The organism is Ideonella paludis (assembly GCF_018069865.1).
Lineage (GTDB): Bacteria > Pseudomonadota > Gammaproteobacteria > Burkholderiales > Burkholderiaceae_C > Ideonella > Ideonella paludis.
Genome location: NZ_JAGQDG010000001.1, coordinates 220,098 through 236,191, shown reverse-complemented (window position 1 = coordinate 236,191; position 16,094 = coordinate 220,098). Strand labels below are relative to the sequence as shown.

The 16,094-nt window shown below is 64.1% G+C and carries 15 protein-coding genes; 10 read left to right on the top strand and 5 right to left on the bottom strand.

The window, feature by feature from the left end; genetic code table 11:
* Window positions 1-37: 37 nt before the first annotated feature.
* The 3 genes from KAK11_RS00975 (at window position 38) to KAK11_RS00965 (ending at window position 5,270) form a co-directional block, all read left to right on the top strand.
* The gene (locus tag KAK11_RS00975; RefSeq protein ID WP_210805257.1) at window positions 38-1,771 is read left to right on the top strand and encodes an SLC13 family permease; all 1,734 of its coding nucleotides are present in this window, start codon (window positions 38-40) and stop codon (window positions 1,769-1,771) included.
* A 98-nt stretch (window positions 1,772-1,869) separates the two neighbouring features.
* Window positions 1,870-3,756, top strand: a complete 1,887-nt coding sequence (locus tag KAK11_RS00970) for a DUF1800 domain-containing protein (RefSeq protein WP_310737718.1) — start codon at window positions 1,870-1,872, stop codon at window positions 3,754-3,756.
* An 8-nt stretch (window positions 3,757-3,764) separates the two neighbouring features.
* Window positions 3,765-5,270, top strand: coding sequence for a DUF1501 domain-containing protein (locus KAK11_RS00965; RefSeq protein ID WP_210805255.1), 1,506 nt, complete (start codon window positions 3,765-3,767; stop codon window positions 5,268-5,270).
* Here the strand turns inward: KAK11_RS00965 and rfbC are convergent.
* Together rfbC and purT are read right to left on the bottom strand one after the other, a co-directional pair.
* The gene (gene rfbC / locus KAK11_RS00960) at window positions 5,267-5,815 is read right to left on the bottom strand and encodes a dTDP-4-dehydrorhamnose 3,5-epimerase (protein ID WP_210805253.1); all 549 of its coding nucleotides are present in this window, start codon (window positions 5,813-5,815) and stop codon (window positions 5,267-5,269) included. The genes KAK11_RS00965 and rfbC overlap by 4 nt on opposite strands.
* A 12-nt stretch (window positions 5,816-5,827) precedes the next feature.
* Complete coding sequence (gene purT, locus KAK11_RS00955; protein ID WP_210805251.1) at window positions 5,828-7,030, bottom strand: formate-dependent phosphoribosylglycinamide formyltransferase; 1,203 nt, start codon at window positions 7,028-7,030, stop codon at window positions 5,828-5,830.
* A gap of 80 nt (window positions 7,031-7,110) precedes the next feature.
* On the opposite strand from purT, the gene KAK11_RS00950 reads away from it, so the two are divergent.
* From KAK11_RS00950 to KAK11_RS00925, 6 genes are all read left to right on the top strand, one after another.
* Window positions 7,111-8,202 (top strand): DNA glycosylase AlkZ-like family protein, encoded by a 1,092-nt coding sequence (locus KAK11_RS00950; RefSeq protein WP_210805249.1) that lies wholly within the window; start codon window positions 7,111-7,113, stop codon window positions 8,200-8,202.
* Window positions 8,199-8,654 carry a GNAT family N-acetyltransferase gene (locus KAK11_RS00945; RefSeq protein ID WP_210805247.1) on the top strand — a complete coding sequence of 152 codons (456 nt, stop codon included), beginning with the start codon at window positions 8,199-8,201 and terminating at the stop codon, window positions 8,652-8,654. Before KAK11_RS00950 ends, KAK11_RS00945 begins: the two co-directional genes overlap by 4 nt.
* Window positions 8,651-9,223, top strand: coding sequence for a phosphatase PAP2 family protein (locus KAK11_RS00940; RefSeq protein WP_210805245.1), 573 nt, complete (start codon window positions 8,651-8,653; stop codon window positions 9,221-9,223). Before KAK11_RS00945 ends, KAK11_RS00940 begins: the two co-directional genes overlap by 4 nt.
* Before the next feature lie 659 nt (window positions 9,224-9,882).
* Window positions 9,883-10,488, top strand: a complete 606-nt coding sequence (locus KAK11_RS00935) for a DUF6988 family protein (RefSeq protein ID WP_210805243.1) — start codon at window positions 9,883-9,885, stop codon at window positions 10,486-10,488.
* Between the two features lie 95 nt (window positions 10,489-10,583).
* Window positions 10,584-11,033, top strand: a complete 450-nt coding sequence (locus KAK11_RS00930) for a hypothetical protein (RefSeq protein WP_210805241.1) — start codon at window positions 10,584-10,586, stop codon at window positions 11,031-11,033.
* 86 nt (window positions 11,034-11,119) lie between these two features.
* Window positions 11,120-11,662, top strand: coding sequence for a GNAT family N-acetyltransferase (locus tag KAK11_RS00925; protein WP_210805239.1), 543 nt, complete (start codon window positions 11,120-11,122; stop codon window positions 11,660-11,662).
* Window positions 11,663-11,666: 4 nt separating this feature from the next.
* Here the strand turns inward: KAK11_RS00925 and KAK11_RS00920 are convergent, their stop codons facing one another.
* Window positions 11,667-12,476: an HAD-IIB family hydrolase gene (locus KAK11_RS00920; RefSeq protein WP_210805237.1), complete on the bottom strand. Its 810-nt coding sequence runs from the start codon at window positions 12,474-12,476 to the stop codon at window positions 11,667-11,669.
* A 115-nt stretch (window positions 12,477-12,591) separates the two neighbouring features.
* On the opposite strand from KAK11_RS00920, the gene ppk2 reads away from it, so the two are divergent.
* Window positions 12,592-13,785, top strand: a complete 1,194-nt coding sequence (ppk2, locus tag KAK11_RS00915) for a polyphosphate kinase 2 (protein WP_210805235.1) — start codon at window positions 12,592-12,594, stop codon at window positions 13,783-13,785.
* A gap of 9 nt (window positions 13,786-13,794) precedes the next feature.
* Here ppk2 and KAK11_RS00910 read toward each other — a convergent pair whose 3' ends face one another.
* Window positions 13,795-15,297: a right-handed parallel beta-helix repeat-containing protein gene (locus KAK11_RS00910; RefSeq protein WP_210805233.1), complete on the bottom strand. Its 1,503-nt coding sequence runs from the start codon at window positions 15,295-15,297 to the stop codon at window positions 13,795-13,797.
* 143 nt (window positions 15,298-15,440) lie between these two features.
* Window positions 15,441-16,064, bottom strand: a complete 624-nt coding sequence (locus KAK11_RS00905) for a LysE family transporter (protein ID WP_210805231.1) — start codon at window positions 16,062-16,064, stop codon at window positions 15,441-15,443.
* Between the last annotated feature and the right edge of the window lie 30 nt (window positions 16,065-16,094).

The following is a 16,094-nucleotide window of genomic DNA, read 5'->3' as shown; positions in this document are numbered from 1 at the left end:
CGCCTTGCTGTCGGCGCCCTCTACCGTGAGCCCCCCCATGACGTTTGATCAAGGCCTTGTCTTCGCCAGCCTCGCTTGGCTGGTGGTGGAGTTGGTGCGCGACAAAAAATCGCCGGGCATTGTGTTTGCCTGTGTGGCCTTTTTGTATGTGATGCTGGACTACATCAGCATCAAAGACACCCTCAAGCAGTTCACCAACAACGGGCTGATCACGGTGGTGGTCTTGTTGCTGCTGTCCATCGTGCTGGACAAGAGCCGCATGCTGGAGCTGATTGCCGACCGCTTGGTGCGCGGCCCTTATCGCTGGGCCTTGGTCAAGCTCTATGGCGCCACCGCGCTGTACTCGGCCTTCCTGAACAACACGGCTGTGGTGGCTTCGCTGCTGGGGCCGCTCAAGTCCAACCGCGAGCACAGCGCGTCGCGCTTGCTGATGCCCATGTGCTTTGCCGCATCTCTGGGCGGCATCTTGACGCTGGTGGGCACCAGCACCAATTTGCTGGTCAACAGCTTGTTGGTCGGGCGCAGCATGCCGGAACTCAAGCTCTTGGACTTGTTTCCTGTGGGCATTCTGATCGTGGTGGCTTGCGGCTTGGTGATGGTCTTGGTCTATCCCAAGCTGCTCAAGGCACAACCGCCCGCCGAAGAGTCTGCCAGCGACTATTTCCTAGAGGCCGAGGTACTGCCCGACTGCCCCTTGATCGGCAAGACCATTGAAGAAGCGGGGCTGCGCAATCTGGGGCATCTCTTCCTGACCGAAATTCTGCGGGGCGAGTATGTGATTGCCCCGGTGGAGCCTGATCGCTTTGTGAATGCCGGTGACGTCCTGGTCTTCACGGGCGATGTGACGCGGGTGGATCTGCTGGCCCGCTTCCCGGGCTTGCGCACCCATGCGCATGACGACCATTTGCCGCTGGCCAATTTGGTGGAAGTGGTGGTGGCGGCCGGCTCCATGCTGGCGCGACGCACCATTCGTGAAGTCGACTTCCGCGCCCACTTTGATGCCGCCGTCATCGCCGTGCGACGTGGCAGTGAACGCCTGGGCGGCTCCATCGGCAACATGCGCCTGGAGGTGGGTGACGCCTTGGTGCTGGTGGTGGGGCAAGACTTTGAGAAGCGCAACAACCTCAGCCGCAACTTCGTCATCGTCTCTCAGCGCGAAGTGCAGAAGTTCGTGGACCCGCGCAAGAGCTGGTTCTCGCTGATCGGCTTTGTGGCGGTCATCGGCCTGTCGGCATTTGGCGTCTTCGATTTTCTGAAGGGCATGCTGGCGCTGCTCGCCGTGTTCCTGCTCTTGGGCTTTGCGCGGGTCGATGACTTGCGGCGCAATGTGCCTTGGGAGCTGATCATGATCATCGCCTCCTCGCTGGTCATCTCCGAGGTGATGGTCAACACCGGCGCAGCCACGATGATGGCCTCGGGCTTGCTGGCCGGGGCCCAAGATGCAGGGCCTTATTGGGCCTTGGCGGTGCTCTTGGTCGTCACCTGGATCTTGACTGAGCTGATGAGCAATAACGCCGCAGCAGCGCTGGCCTTTCCGGTGGCGGTGGGTGTGGCTGAGCAATTGGGCCTGTCTCCCATGCCTTTTGTGATGGCGGTCTTGTATGGCGCCAGTTGCAGCTTCATCACGCCTTATGGCTACCAGACCAATCTGATGATCATGGCCCCTGGCCGCTACACCATGGGCGACTTTGTGCGCACAGGTTTGCCGGTCGCGATCGCCTTTTTGGCCGTGGCTTTAGTGGCAATTCCGGTGTTTTTCCCCTTCAAGTAAGCAAGCGTTACGGCCTGCTACAGCAGCCTGGGCCGAGGGCCGATACCCCTGTCTGATCGACGCCGTGTGGACGGTGTCTTCGGAACAAGGTGGTCATCATGGGCAATCGGTCCCCCGCGCTGCTGGCGCGTGCAGTCATTCCGCGCCGTCTGGCGCAGGCCTTCAGTGCAGCGGTCTTGCTATCCCTGGCTGCATGTGGGGGCGGTGGCGGCGCTGAGCCCGCCGCCGGCTCCAACGAAACGCCACAAGGCAGCAAGCCTGCGCCCGCGCCGGCTCCCACCCCCACCAACCCGGCGCCAGCGCCCCAGCCCGCACCCGCACCCGCGCCGGTAGCACCTGCGCCCAGCCCGACGCTGCCCACCCGTGCCGACGCATTTCGCTTGGCCACACAAGCCACTTTCGGCCCCACCGAGCCCGTGATCGCGCAGATCCAGACGGTGGGCGCACCGGCCTGGGTGGACGCTCAACTGGCCTTGCCAGCCACGACCACGCACTTGCCGCGTTGGCGCGCGGCCACCGCCAAGGCCAAGCTGCTGGATGCCAAGGCCGTGGCCTCCTCCAATGAGTTGATCTCGTCGTTTTACGAGCGCGCGCTGAACGCCGACGATCAGCTGCGTCAGCGGGCTGCGTTTGCGCTCTCGCAGATTTTTGTGGTGTCACAGGCCGAGCTCGGTGAAGAGCGCGCCGAGGCTTTGGCGGATTACCAGGACATGCTGGCCCGCAATGCCTTTGGCAACTTCCGCACGCTGCTGCAAGACGTGTCCATGCACCCGGCGATGGGCCTCTACCTCTCGCACATCAAGAACCGCAAAGGCGACCCCTTGACCGGCCGCCAGCCCGACCAAAACTTCGCCCGCGAAGTGATGCAACTGTTCTCCATTGGCCTGTACCAACTGCGGCCCGATGGCAGCGTGGTGCTGGACGGGGCGGGCAAGCCTGTTGAGAGCTACAGCGCCGATGACATCGTGGGGCTGTCCCAGGTCTTCACCGGCTTCAGCTGGGGCGGTCCGGACCAGCAGAACCAACGTTTCTGGGGCTCCCCAGGCTATCTGGATGCCAACCGCTATGCGATGCCCATGCAAGGCTACTCGCGCTTCCATGAGCAAGGTGCCAAGTCCTTCTTGGGCACCGGTGTGGCGGCGCAGGGCGTAGCCGACCCAGCGGCCAGCCTCAAGGTGGCCATGGACACCTTGTTCAACCACCCTAATGTTGGGCCTTTCATCGGGCGCCAGCTCATCCAGCGTTTGGTCACCAGCCACCCCAGCCCGGCCTATGTGAGCCGCGTGGCGGGCGTGTTCGACAACAATGGCCTGGGCGTGCGTGGCGACATGAAGGCCGTCTTCAGGGCCGTGCTGCTGGATGAAGAAGCCCGCAGCGCCACGGTGGCCCAAGATGAGCGTTACGGCAAGCTGCGCGAGCCCGTGCTGCGCCTCACCGCCTATCTGCGCGCCTTCGGCGCCAAGTCCGACAGCGGCGTCGTCCTCATGGGCAACACCGACGACGTCACCACCCAGTTGTCGCAGACGCCCTGGCGCTCGCCCAGCGTGTTCAACTTCTATCGCCCAGGCTATGTGCCGCCAGGGGGTGAAGCCGCCGCCTTGGGCCTGACGCTGCCAGAGATGCAGATCACCTCGGAGGGCAGCACCGCCGGCTATGTGAACTACATGCTCTTGGCGCTGGAGCGTGGCGTGGGCCTCAAGGGGGCAGACGGCAAGGCCACACGGCCCGACCTGCAGGCCGACATCTCAGCGGCGATCGCGCTGGCCGACCGGCCCGAAGCCCTGCTGGCCCATGTTCACTCGCGCTTGCTGCCTGGGGGCGCCTCGGCCACCTTGAGCAACGAGACCTTGGCCGCCATCAACTCGGTGACCATCCCCGCGCCCAAGAACAACAACACCGCCGCCATTGAAAGCGCCAAGCGCAACCGTGCGCTGACCGCTTTGGCCCTGACCTTGGTCAGCCCTGAATTCATCGTCCAGAAGTGAACCCCATCATGACGCAACGCTCTGATCTTCTTTCGCGCCGCGAGGTCCTGCGCCGCGCTTCAGCGCTGGGCCTGGTGGCCCCGGCTGCCACGGGTTTGGGCCTGGGCTTGGCGGCCATGGGCAATGCCGCCGCTGCGGGTGCCACGGGCTACAAAGCGCTGGTGTGTGTCTTCATGACCGGCGGCAATGACGCCATGAACATGGTGCTGAGCACCGACGCAGCCACCTGGCAGCGCTATGACAGCGTGCGCGGCGGTGTGGCCGAGATCGCGCTGGCCGCGCCGGGCACGCCCGCCAAAGCCAGCAGCACGGTGCTGCATGAGCGCTTGGGCGGTGCTTTGGGTGTGACCGCCGTGGGCGGCGAGGGCTTGGCCTTCCACCCGGTGATGGGCGGCGTGCGTGACCTCTTCAATGCCAAACGCATGGCTGTGATGGCCAATGTCGGCCCCATGATTGGGCCACTGACCAAGGCCAACTACCTCAGCGGTGTGGGCGCACGCCCGGCCAAGCTGTTCTCGCACAACGACCAACAGACCATGTGGCAAGCCTTCGGCGTCGAGGGCAGCACCAAGGGCTGGGGCGGCCAGTTTGCGGACCTGCTGATGTCCGGCAACCAACGCGCCATGTTCAGTGGTGTGTCGGTCGCTGGCAATGCGGTGTGGCTCAACGGGGCCACCGTGCGCGGCTACCAAATGGGCCCAGCCGGCCCGGTCCGCTTGGGCGGCACCAGCGGCAAGGTGTTTGGCTCCACCGTGGTGCAGCAAAAACTCCAAGCCATCACGCGCAGCGCTGCCAACCCGCAGTTGTTGGAGCGCGAGCACGCGGCCGTGATGGCCCGTGGGCAAGATGCCGAGGCCGTGCTGTCCAGTGGCCTGCCCGTCAACGGCCCTTGGGGCACCACCGGCCAAACCGCCACCACCGACCCGCTGCTGCAGTATGTGGAGCCCGACACGGGCAAGTCGGTGCTCAACCCCTTGGCCTACCAGTTGCAAGCGGTGGCGCGCACCATCGCTGCGCGCGACACCTTGGGCATGACGCGCCAGGTCTTCTTCGTCAGCATGGGTGGCTTTGACTCGCATGACAACCAGCCCATCGCGCAGGCCCGCAACATGGCCAAGCTGGCGCATGCCCTGGCCTACTTTGACCGCACCTTGAGCAGCATGGGTGTGGACCAATCCGTCACCACCTTCACCGCCAGCGACTTTGGCCGCACCTTCACCAGCAATGGCGATGGCACCGACCACGGCTGGGGCGGTCATCACTTGGTCATGGGGGGCGCCGTGCGCGGCGGTGCGCTCTATGGCCGCATGCCCATCTTGGGTGCGGCCGACGGCAAGGGCGGCTACGACAGCCCCGACCTGCTGCCCTCGGGCGTCATCCTGCCCACCACCAGTGTTGATCAATACGCCGCCACGCTGGGCCGCTGGTTTGGCGTGGGGGATGCCGAGTTGTCCACCATCCTGCCGGGGCTCAACAACTGGTCGGCGTCGAGCCGCCAGTTGGGCTTCGTTTAACCCAGCACGGCGTCTCTCAGCAAGGGCGCGGCTGCGTCCTTGCCGGAGAGCAGCGGCGCCATGCCCACGTTAGGCCAGGCAATGGCCAAGTCGGGGTCGTCCCAGCGCACCGCGCCTTCGGCTTGCGGGGCGTAGTAGTCGGTGGTCTTGTAGAGAAAGTCGGCCGACTCGCTCAGCACCAAAAAACCGTGCGCCAAGCCCGCAGGGATCCACAGCTGGCGCTGGTTCTCGGCGTTCAACTCCACACCGACCCACTGGCCAAAGGTGGGGCTGTCGCGGCGAATGTCCACCGACACATCAAACACCGCACCGGCGGCGCAGCGCACCAGCTTGCCCTGGGCGTGCGGTGCGCGCTGAAAGTGCAGGCCGCGCAGCACGCCCTTGGCCGAGCGCGAGTGGTTGTCTTGCACAAAGGCCGTGTGGCCACCCACGGCGTCATCAAAGATCTTCTGGTTGAAGCTCTCCATGAAAAAGCCCCGGGCGTCGCCAAACAGCTTGGGCTCAAAAATCAGCACGCTCTCAATCGCGGTCTTCAGCACATTCATCTCTTTGCTCCTTCAGGCTTTGCGGGGTTTGACCAAGGCGGCGGCGCGCTTGGCTTGGGTGCGGGCCACCTCCACATCGGCGTCATGCACCAGGGCCACACCCATGCGGCGTTTGACAAAGCTCTCCGGCTTGCCGAACAGGCGGATGTCGCTGTTGGGCACCCGCAGGGCGTCGGCCACACCGTCGAACACAATGCCGGTGGCCTCGACGCCGCCGTAGATCACGGCGCTGGCGCCAGGGCTCTTCAGTGAAGTGTCGACGGGCAAGCCCAAGATGGCGCGGGCATGCAGCTCAAACTCGTTTTGCCACTGGGTGGTCAGGGTCACCATGCCGGTGTCGTGGGGGCGGGGCGAGACCTCGCTGAACCACACCTCGTCGCCCTTCACAAACAACTCCACCCCAAACAGGCCTTGGCCGCCCAGGTTCTCAGTGATGGTGCGGGCGATCTCGCGCGAGCGGGCCAGCGCAGTGGGGCTCATGGGGTGGGGCTGCCAGCTCTCGACATAGTCGCCGCTGACCTGCACATGGCCGATGGGTTCGCAGAAATGCGTCTCGACTTGGCCCTCAGCGCCCAAGGCGCGCACCGTGAGCTGGGTGATCTCGTAGTCAAAGTCGATAAAGCCTTCGACGATCACCCGGCCGTGGCTGACCCGGCCACCGGCCATCGCATAGTCCCAAGCCTTCTGCACATCGGCGGGGCCGTCAATCTTGCTTTGGCCCTTGCCCGAACTGCTCATCACCGGCTTGACGATGCAGGGGTAGCCAATGCCGGCGTCGATGGCGGCTTGCAGCTCGGCCAGCGAGTCGCAAAACTGATAGGGGCTGGTCGGCAGCTTCAAGGTTTCGGCGGCCAGGCGGCGAATGCCTTCGCGGTCCATGGTCAGGCGGGCGGCTCGGGCGGTGGGGATGCAGCGCACCAGGCCTTCGGCTTCCAGGGCTTCGAGCACCGGCGTGGCGATGGCCTCGATCTCCGGCACCACCAGCGCGGGCTTTTCGGCCTCGATCAGCGCCCGCAGTTGCGCCGGGTCGCTCATGGTGATGGTGCGGGCATGGTGGGCCACCTGCTGGCCGGGTGCGTGCTCATAGCGGTCCACCGCAATGGTCTCCACGCCCAGGCGCTGCAGCGCAATCAGCACTTCTTTGCCCAGCTCGCCTGAGCCCAGCAACATCACACGGGTGGCAGAGGGCGAGAGCGGGGTTCCTAGCGTTGTCATGGGCGGGTAGAGCAAAGGTTGAGGGCAAGCCCTGATTGTCGCTGCGTCTGCCCACGCAAAGCTTGCGGCATCATCCATCCATGGCTTCATCTGTGCTCACCTTGGATACCTTGCGCCGCTATGCTGTGGCGCGCAGTCTTTTCACGCCCACCACTTTGCCCAAGGCCTTGGCCCGCTTAGGCTTTGTGCAGGCCGACCCGCTGCGCGCCCCTGCCCGGGCCCAAGACCTGACCCTGCGCCACCGTGTGGTGGGCTACCGCGCGGGCGACTTGGAAGCCCGCTACCCCAAGCTGCCGATTGAAGAAGACTTTTTCGTCAACTACGGCTTTGTGGCGCGCGAGCTGCACCACCTGATGCACCCGCGCACGCCGCGCACCGTCTGGCTCCCCAGACAGGTCCAGCAAGCTCAAGAGGTGCTGGCCTTTGTGCGCGAGCGCGGCGTCGTCCGGCCCGCCGAGGTGGACGCGCACTTTGACCACGGCAGCGTCACCAACTGGTTTGGCGGCAACAGCAAGGCCAGCACCCAGTTGCTGGAAGGCATGCACTACCGCGGCCTGCTGCGTGTGGCGCGCCGCGAGGGCGGCCAGCGCCTCTATGCCGCGCGCGAGCACCAGCCCAGCCCCATGAGCCGCGACGCCATCATGGACGCCCTGGTCGATGTCATCGTCGCCAAATACGCCCCGCTGCCCGCCGCCAGCCTGGGCCAGTTGGTCAGCCACCTCTCGGGCGGCGTGCCGCAATGGCGCGACCACCGCAAAGCCGCCTTGCAACGCGCCCGCGCGCGCCTGCCCAGCGCGGTGGTGGACGGCATCACCTGGTTCTGGCCAGAAGGCGAAAACCCCGCCGCCAGAAAATATAGCGCAGATGAGCAGGTCAGGCTCCTGGCCCCTTTTGACCCCGTGGTCTGGGACCGCCGCCGCTTTGAACTGCTCTGGGGCTGGGCCTACCGTTTTGAGGCCTACACCCCCGCCGCCAAGCGCGTGCGCGGGCATTACGCCCTGCCGCTGCTGTGGCGCGACCAGGTCATCGGCTGGGCCAACGTTAGTGCCAAAGGCGGCGTGCTGCAGCCTGATGTGGGTTTTGTGGCGGCGGCGCCTAAAGACAAAGCCTTCAAGCTGGCCTTGGAGGATGAGTTGCAGCGCATGGCCGTCTTTTTGGGCTTGGGTGAATGAGCTGCACCATTCGCCCAGCGCGCGCTGAAGACGCCACAGATATTGCGACGCTCTTCCTCGCCACGCGAAAGGCCTGCATGCCTTATGCGCAACTGGCCCACGAGGATGACGACGTGCGCCACTGGGTGCGCGAGGTCTTGCTGCCCGCCGGTGGCGTGAGCGTGTTGAGCGACGGCGAGCAGGTTCTGGGCTTTGTGGCCAGCAGCTTGCAGAACGGCGAAGCGTGGATCGACCAGCTCTACGTGCAGCCCCACCTGCTGCGCCGGGGCGCGGGCTCTCATTTGTTGCAGCATGCGCTGAAGCAGTTGCCACGGCCTGTCCACCTGTACTGCTTCCAAGCTAATGTGGGGGCCAGAGCCTTCTACGAGCGGCACGGTTTTCAGGCCGTGGCCTTCAGCGATGGGGCTGCCAACGAAGAGCATTGCCCCGATGTGCGCTACCTGCTGACATGAGCCGAATCGCGTTAGCCCGCGCACTGTCCCTCATCGGCCACCCCGGCGTGGTGATGCCTCTGGCGCTGATGGTGTTGTCACGCCAAATGGGGGCTGCAGCGCAGGCCGCTTTGGGGGTGGCGGTAGGCATCACGGCGCTGGTGGTGCTCTACAGCCTGTGGCAGGTGAGGCGCGGCGCCTGGGCGCATGTGGACGCCTCACAGCGGCCAGAGCGTCTGCAGCTCAATCGTTTTGTCGCGGCGGTCTTGCTGGGCTCGTCGGCCTTGGCTTGGCTGAACGGCGCGCTCGCCTTGGGCGTGGGCCTTGCCGCCAGTGGCGGACTGGTGCTAGTGGCCCTGGCCCTACAGCGCTGGTGCAAGCTGTCGTTGCATGTGGGCTTTGCGTGCTTTGCAGCGGGTTTGATGTGGCCCAACGCTGTGGCCCTCGGTTTCGGTGCACTGCTGGCCGGTGGGGTGGCGTGGTCGCGTTTGGTGCTGCAGAGGCATGTGCCCAGAGACCTTTGGGTGGGGGCGGCGGTGGGAAGCTTGGCCGCGCTGCTGGTGCACGGGGTTCTGCCTGGGCTTCAATGAGTCCTCCACAAAGCATGCACCCATCAATAGGCGTTACGAGGCGCCGACACAGCGCTATAGTCATTGGGCTCGGAGCAAAGGTACCCTCCCGTAACTGCACAAGGCAGTTCAGTGAAATGCATGTTGCGCCAACGCTGACGCTGACCTAAGCAGAGGCTCAGTAGCCTGTTGCGGTCGAGAGGGCTTTCGGGCGACTGGCGTTTTTGACACGAAAGTTAGGCCCATGAGAGTTCGAGCGCTCCGAGTCATTCTGATCGCAGTTGTGGTGGTCTTGCTAGCAAGCTTGGCCCTGTTGCTGTCTGGCCGCAGGGTCTTGATCTGGGAGGTGAGAGTCCTTCCGGGCGATCATTACGCCGTTCCGGAGCATGGTGATCTTGGGGCTGCCAACAATGCCAGCCTAGTGTGCCGTTACTACACTGGTCGAAGCATTCAAACGTCGGTCTTTTGGTACTCCTCGAACGGGCTGTTGGGAAAGGACCAGTGCCCTTTCATAATGGCGAGACTATAGGAATCTGCGGCAGCGAAGAGGCTTGTAGACAAAAGCTTGAGCAGCTTGGTCTTTGCCAAATGGGGCTCATGGAGCAGCACGGCTGTGATCTCTCCGCCCAAGCGATCCCCTGCAGTGGATCATCCACTTCATTAGAACGTTATTTAGTAGCATGAAAGTCACCGAGAGACTTGTTGATGCACAGCTATTCGCTGCCACAATAAATTCTCAACTCGATGGGTTGCCCCTTCCCAATGAGACACGCGAATGCATTGCCACGGCGTTGTTTCAATTGACCATCGAACACTTCAATGCAGTAACGGTTCTGCTGGAGCGCAACTTGGGTGGAAGTGCTGCAGCTTTAGTGCGCCTTCAATATGAAGCCTTGATTAGAGGCTTGTACTTCTGGCACGTTGCCAGCGACGCAGAAGCCAAGAGCTTCATTGAGGGCAACGATCCCCCAAAGATCAAAAAGATGATTGAACGACTAGAACAGATGCCCCCATTTGTCTCAGGCGCTTTGTCAACCGTGCACGCACGTGAGTGGACCGCCATGAATTCATTTACCCATGGTGGCAGCGCCCAAGTCTTGCGTCGTTTTCAACAAGGCAATCTGGCAGGCCAAACAACGGATTCCGAGGTCAAGCACATCCTCAAGTCTTGTCAGTACGCAGCATACGTCGCGGCATTTATGGTTGCAGCAGCTTGCCGGTCGTCTGATGCAGCGAAGAGAGTGTCGGATGCCCATGAACGTCTGGGGTTTGATCAATGGGCATAGATCCCAAGGAATCGCGCGGGAAGCTAACTGGTCAGGCACTTTGGGTCCCTTCGCTGTGCGCTGCCGCTCTCTACGTCCAACACTAGTCCTACAACATGCCAGACGCTCTCCGTCTCCAGTTCGAGCGCGATACCGATGGTACGGGCGAGTTGTTTGCCGGAATCCACTCCAGCGGCTTTGCCGGTTCAGGGTCTGCTTGGTTCCTGGAAACGGAACTCCTCGAGTTGGCGAAGAAACTTGCCGTTGCATTTCCATTGCCTGACGATGCACCGCTTGGAATGCACGGTGGATTCTGGAGTAAGTCCGGGGGTGGCATCGAACAAGAGCATGTTGGCATTACGTTCTACCCTGTTGGTTCCACCGGCCAAGTCGGTTGCCGCGTCAAGCTCAACACTCCGGTTCAAGAACACGACAGGGCTGAAGGGCAATCGTCTTTGACGGTTGAGTTGCTCACCAACTATGAACAACTTGGTGCATTTGCTCGGTCCTTAGAGCGTCTGGCAATTGGCGGTGCGGATGAAGCAGTTCTCGAAGCAGTGGGCTAACACCGCGGGCAATGCCGCTGCCTCCGACTGCTGGGTACTCAGTGATTGCCCGTCGCGCAGAACCCTGACCGACAATGCCAACCCGCATGAAAACCATCGCCACCCCCTCCCTCACGCTTGAACCGCAGCTCGCCGTGCACGCGCCAGAAATGTTCTCGGTGCTCAGCGATCCCGCCATCTATGAGTTCGAGAACCAGCCCCCCGTCAATGTGGAGTGGTTGACCACGCGGTTTGAGCGCCTGGAGAGGCGCACGTCGCCGGATGGCAGCGAACACTGGTTGAACTGGGTCATTCGCCTTGAGTCAGGTGCCCTGGCCGGCTACGTGCAGGCCACCGTCAACGCTGACCGAACGGCCTACGTGGCTTATGAGCTTTCCAGCCGGTATTGGCGTCAAGGCATCGGGAGCAACGCGGTGCGCGCCATGATGCAGGAGCTGCGCGACAGTTATGGCGTCTGCACTTTCCTGGCCGTCCTGAAGACACGCAACTTTCGCTCACTCGGGTTGCTGCAGAAGCTGGGCTTCGAGCCGGCCTCCGAGGCACTCGCAGCGCAGCATCGTGATGAGTCCGATGAGTCGGTCATGGTGCTGGCCTGGCCCGTGAATGCTTCAGTGCATCACGCTCGTTGAGCGCTCAGGCCCCTTCACTGCCCTTCGCCGCCAGCACCGCCGCCGCCACCTCCGCAAACCCTTGCCCACGCTCAGCCTGCGTCACATAAGTGGGCTTGTGCTGTAGCTGCGGCATGAAGCGCTCGATGTTGGCCACGCCCACGCTCAGGGGCATGTGCTGGAACATGATTTGGTCGTTGCTGGAGTCGCCCACGTACAGCCATTCTTCAGGGGCAAATGCCACACCACAGAGCAGCGGCACAGCCCACTGTGCGGCGGTCCATTTGTTGTGGGTGCCGATCCAGCCATTGATGTGGATGGAGCTGACGGTGGCGGTCAGGCCGTGGGCGCGCATCACGGCCACCACCTGGGCGATCTGCTCGGCGCTCAGGTGGTGGTGCTCGCTGTGGTCCACGGCAATGTCGGTCAGGCGCCCGGCGCTGTCGGTGGCTAGGTGGCTGCCGGGCACCTGGCGCAGCACGTCAGCGGCGCAGGCTTGCAGGAGCAGGGCATTCGCGGCGCGCGTGGCCGCGTCTTGGGTGAAGTGGTGCTGCAGCGTGCCTTGGGTGCACGTCAGCAGCACGGCGCCGTTTTCGGCGACGATGCTGCGCACCGGCCAGGTTTGAGCAAAGGTTTCGCTCCAGCCGGCCGGGCGGCCGGTGATGGCGATCACGGGCAGGCCTGCTGCGGCGAGCTGCTGCAGCGCGCTCAGCGCGGCGGGTTCGATGGCGCCGTCGCGCGTCAAGGTGTCGTCGATGTCGGTCAGCACGCCGCGCAGGGCGCGCAAGGCGAGGGCCGGGACTTGGGCCCAGTCTTGGGGTGAAGCAGCGCTCATGGCGGGGGAGTGTCCCATAGGCACTGCGTGGCCTGAGGTTTCTTGATCTTGCTCAAGACGGTCCGCGGGCATCGTTTCATCATCAATGGTTGCTTGAACCGGAGAACCAACCACCATGGCCACTCGAAAAACCACCGCCTCCGCCGCCCGTCAGGCCGCCGCAGATTCTTCCGCCAGCCGGCAGCCGCGTGGCGCGGCCTCCGCAGCGGCATCGCCGTCACCGGCGCGGCGCCCGCGCGCCAAGCGTCAGGAAGGACATGCCGTGGCCAAAGCTGCCACCGCCGCTTCCATCGTGCGCGCCGAGGCCTTGAAGGATGCGGTTCAAGCGCGGCCCAAGGGTGAGGATGCCAGTGTGTTGATGAGCCGAGTCCAGGCCTTGCTGGAGGGGGCTTCGCCCGATGAGCAGCGCGCCTTGCGCCGCGCGCTGCAAACCGTGGCCGACCCCCAAGCCAAGGCGCAGGGCAGCGACCCTGATACTGAGCTGGCCCCTGGCTGGCGCGATGGCGCTTACCCCTACAAACACTTGCTCTCGCGCCGCAGCTATGAGAAGCAAAAGTACCGCCTGCAGGTGGAGCTGCTGAAGCTGCAGGCTTGGGTCAAAGAGACGGGCCAGCGCGTGGTGATCTTGTTTGAGGGCCGCGATGCGGCGGGCAAGGGCGGCACCATCAAGCGCTTCATGGAGCATTTGAACCCTCGCGGTGCGCGCGTGGTGGCGCTGGAAAAGCCCAGCGATGCCGAGAAGGGCCAGTGGTACTTCCAGCGCTACATCCAGCACCTGCCGTCCAAGGGCGAGATCGTGATGTTCGATCGCAGTTGGTACAACCGCGCCGGTGTGGAGCGCGTGATGGGCTTTTGCACCGATGCCGAGTACGACGAGTTCTTGCGCCAGGCGCCCGAGTTTGAGCGGCAACTGGTGCGCTCGGGCATCCACCTCTTCAAGTTCTGGTTCTCGGTCAGCCGCGAAGAGCAGCGTCGCCGTTTCAAAGAGCGCAAGACCCACCCGCTCAAGCAGTGGAAGCTCAGCCCCATCGACATGGCCTCGCTGGACAAGTGGGACGACTACACCCGCGCCAAAGAGGCCATGTTCTTGCACACCGACACGCCCGACGCGCCGTGGATGGTGATCAAGTCCAACTGCAAAAAACGCGCTCGCCTGAACGCGATGCGCTTTGTGCTGCACCGCCTGCCCTATACCCAGCGCGACCTGGCCACCATCGGCCCGGCAGACCCGCTGATCGTGGGGCGCCCCGCCCTGGTGGCCAGCGCAGCTGACGATCAACTCGTGCCCAGCGGAGGCATGGAGGGCTGAGCGCGCGCTTCAGCGGGGCGTGTAGTAGGCCCCGAAGTAGCGCAGGCCAGCGGCGGGCCACACGCCCAGCATGTCGGGTGGGGTGGGCTTGAGCCCTGCTTTGGACGGGGCTCGGCTCAGGGCCAAGCCGTGGCCCAGCGGGTTGCTGGCGTCTCGCCAGCTCAAGGCCTCGACCGCATTGCCGCTGAGGCCCGTGACGCTGTTGACCTCCTTGGTGGTCTTGGCATATTGCGTGCCCTTGCGCAGCACGGCCGTGCCAAAAGGGTGCGGTGCATAGAGGTTGGGGCCCAGCGTGTTGTTGCCCGCCGCAGCCGCGTTGTCCACCGTGAGGGCCGTCGCGCCGCTGCGCTTGACCGACAAGGTGTTGTTGTAGACCTTGTTAAGCGTGGTGCGGTTGGTCGCGGTGCTGGCCGCCTTGCTCAGGGTGATCTCACCGCTGGCGCTGGCCGGGCGAGCGGTGTCTTGGGCGTTGTCATGGGCGGTGTTGCCATAGACCTCATTGCTGCTGGCATCGAACAGCGCAATGCCCGCGCCATCATTGGCCCACACCACGTTGTAGGCGATCACATTGCGGTCGCACCACTGGTCGGCCTGAATGCCGTTGCCGTCCCAGTGCAGGATGCGGTCGCGGTTGGCAAAGCTGAAGTTGTAGCGGATGAGGTTGTCATCGCCGCTGTCCTCGGTGGGGCTGGCGCTGAAGAGGTGGATGCCGGTGGCGCCGCCAATGCCGCTGCCATGGTCGCTGACGATGTTGTGCTCGACCACCCAGCGTGAGCTGCGCAGCTCCACCCCATGATGGCCGTTACGCCGAATGGTATTGGCGCTGATGCGTGAGGGCACGGCTGTGGGCGTGGTGATCTGTGCCACCGAGAGGCCATGCGTCTGGTTGTCTTCGATCACATTGCCCTCAATGTTGAGGGCCTCGCCGGCGCCATCGCTGACGTCCACGCCCATGTAAGAGCGGCGCAGGCTGTTGCCTTGCACCGTGATGTGGTGGCTGCCTCTGCGCAGCACCACGGCGCCCCAGGGCGAGCCCTCAACCACAAAGCCCTTGAGCCGAACGTGCGCAGCGCCTTGAAAGTCAAAGGCGCTCGTCACCAGGGGCGGTGTGGCGGCGTTGGCGGCTTGAATCTCAATGGGCGCGCTGGCCGTGCCTTGGCTGGTGATGGTCACCGGGCCGGCATAGGTGCCCGCAGCCACCTGCACCAACGTCCCTGCGGCCAAGCTGGCCCAAGGCACGCCCTGAAGACTGCTGTAGACCTTGGCGCCGGCTGGAGCACCGCTCGCTGGCCCCACCCACACCAGCGGGGTGGCCAGGGGCGCGAGGTCGGCCGCTTGGGCTTGGGTTCGCTCACTTTGCAGCAGCGCGGCTGAGGTGTCGGGGGGGTCGCCGCCGCCGCAGGCCGCCAGTGCGGTGGTCAACAAGGCCAGCAGCCCCGCCAAGGGCCAGCGGCGGCGCGCCCATGGGGCGGCAGCGGCCCGAGGGGCCGCCAGGGATGAGGCAGGGCACACGACGAACTCCCAATAAAAGCAGAGTGATCAGCTCGTCGCCCAGCCTCCCAAAACATGAGTCGTCGAGTGCGCTGGACTATGCCCGCGCACAAACCCCACCGGGTAGTCGTAATTCACGCCCCGGGTGGGCCTTACGTTTGCTTTCAGGTGTGCCGATGAAAGCGCGCCAGGGCCACACCGGCCAGCACAAAGAGGCTGCCGAAAATGCGGTTCATCCATTGCATCTGCCGGGGCGAGCGCAACAGGCCCAGCAGCTTGGAGGCCAGCGCCACATAGCCCGTCATCACCGCAAACTCCACCGCGCCGAAGGTGGCGCCAATCGTGAGGTACTGCGCCAACAGGGGGGCTTGGGTGTCCAGGAACTGCGGCATCACGGCCAGCAAGAACACCGTGCCCTTGGGGTTGATGGCATTGACGGACCAACCGCGCAAGATCAAGCCACCGCTGGGCGTGGCGCCCGGTGCCGCCTCGACCAAGGGCTTTGCGGGGGCGCGCCACTGCTGAATGCCCAGCCACACCAAGTAAGCCACCCCCAGCCACTTGACGGCATTGAAGGCCAGGCTGGACGTGGCCAAGAGCGCACCCAGGCCCACTCCCACCACCAAGAGTTGCGTCCACACTCCCAACATCAGGCCCAGCGCAATGCGCTGGCCTTTGGCAAAGCCGTGGTTGAGCCCCGCACCCATGGCCGCAATGGCGCCGGGACCAGGGGAGAGACTGATCAAAACTGTGGCCACAAAGAAGGGCCACCATGCCTCAAAGCTCATCGGACACTCACATCAACAACAAGAGTGTTG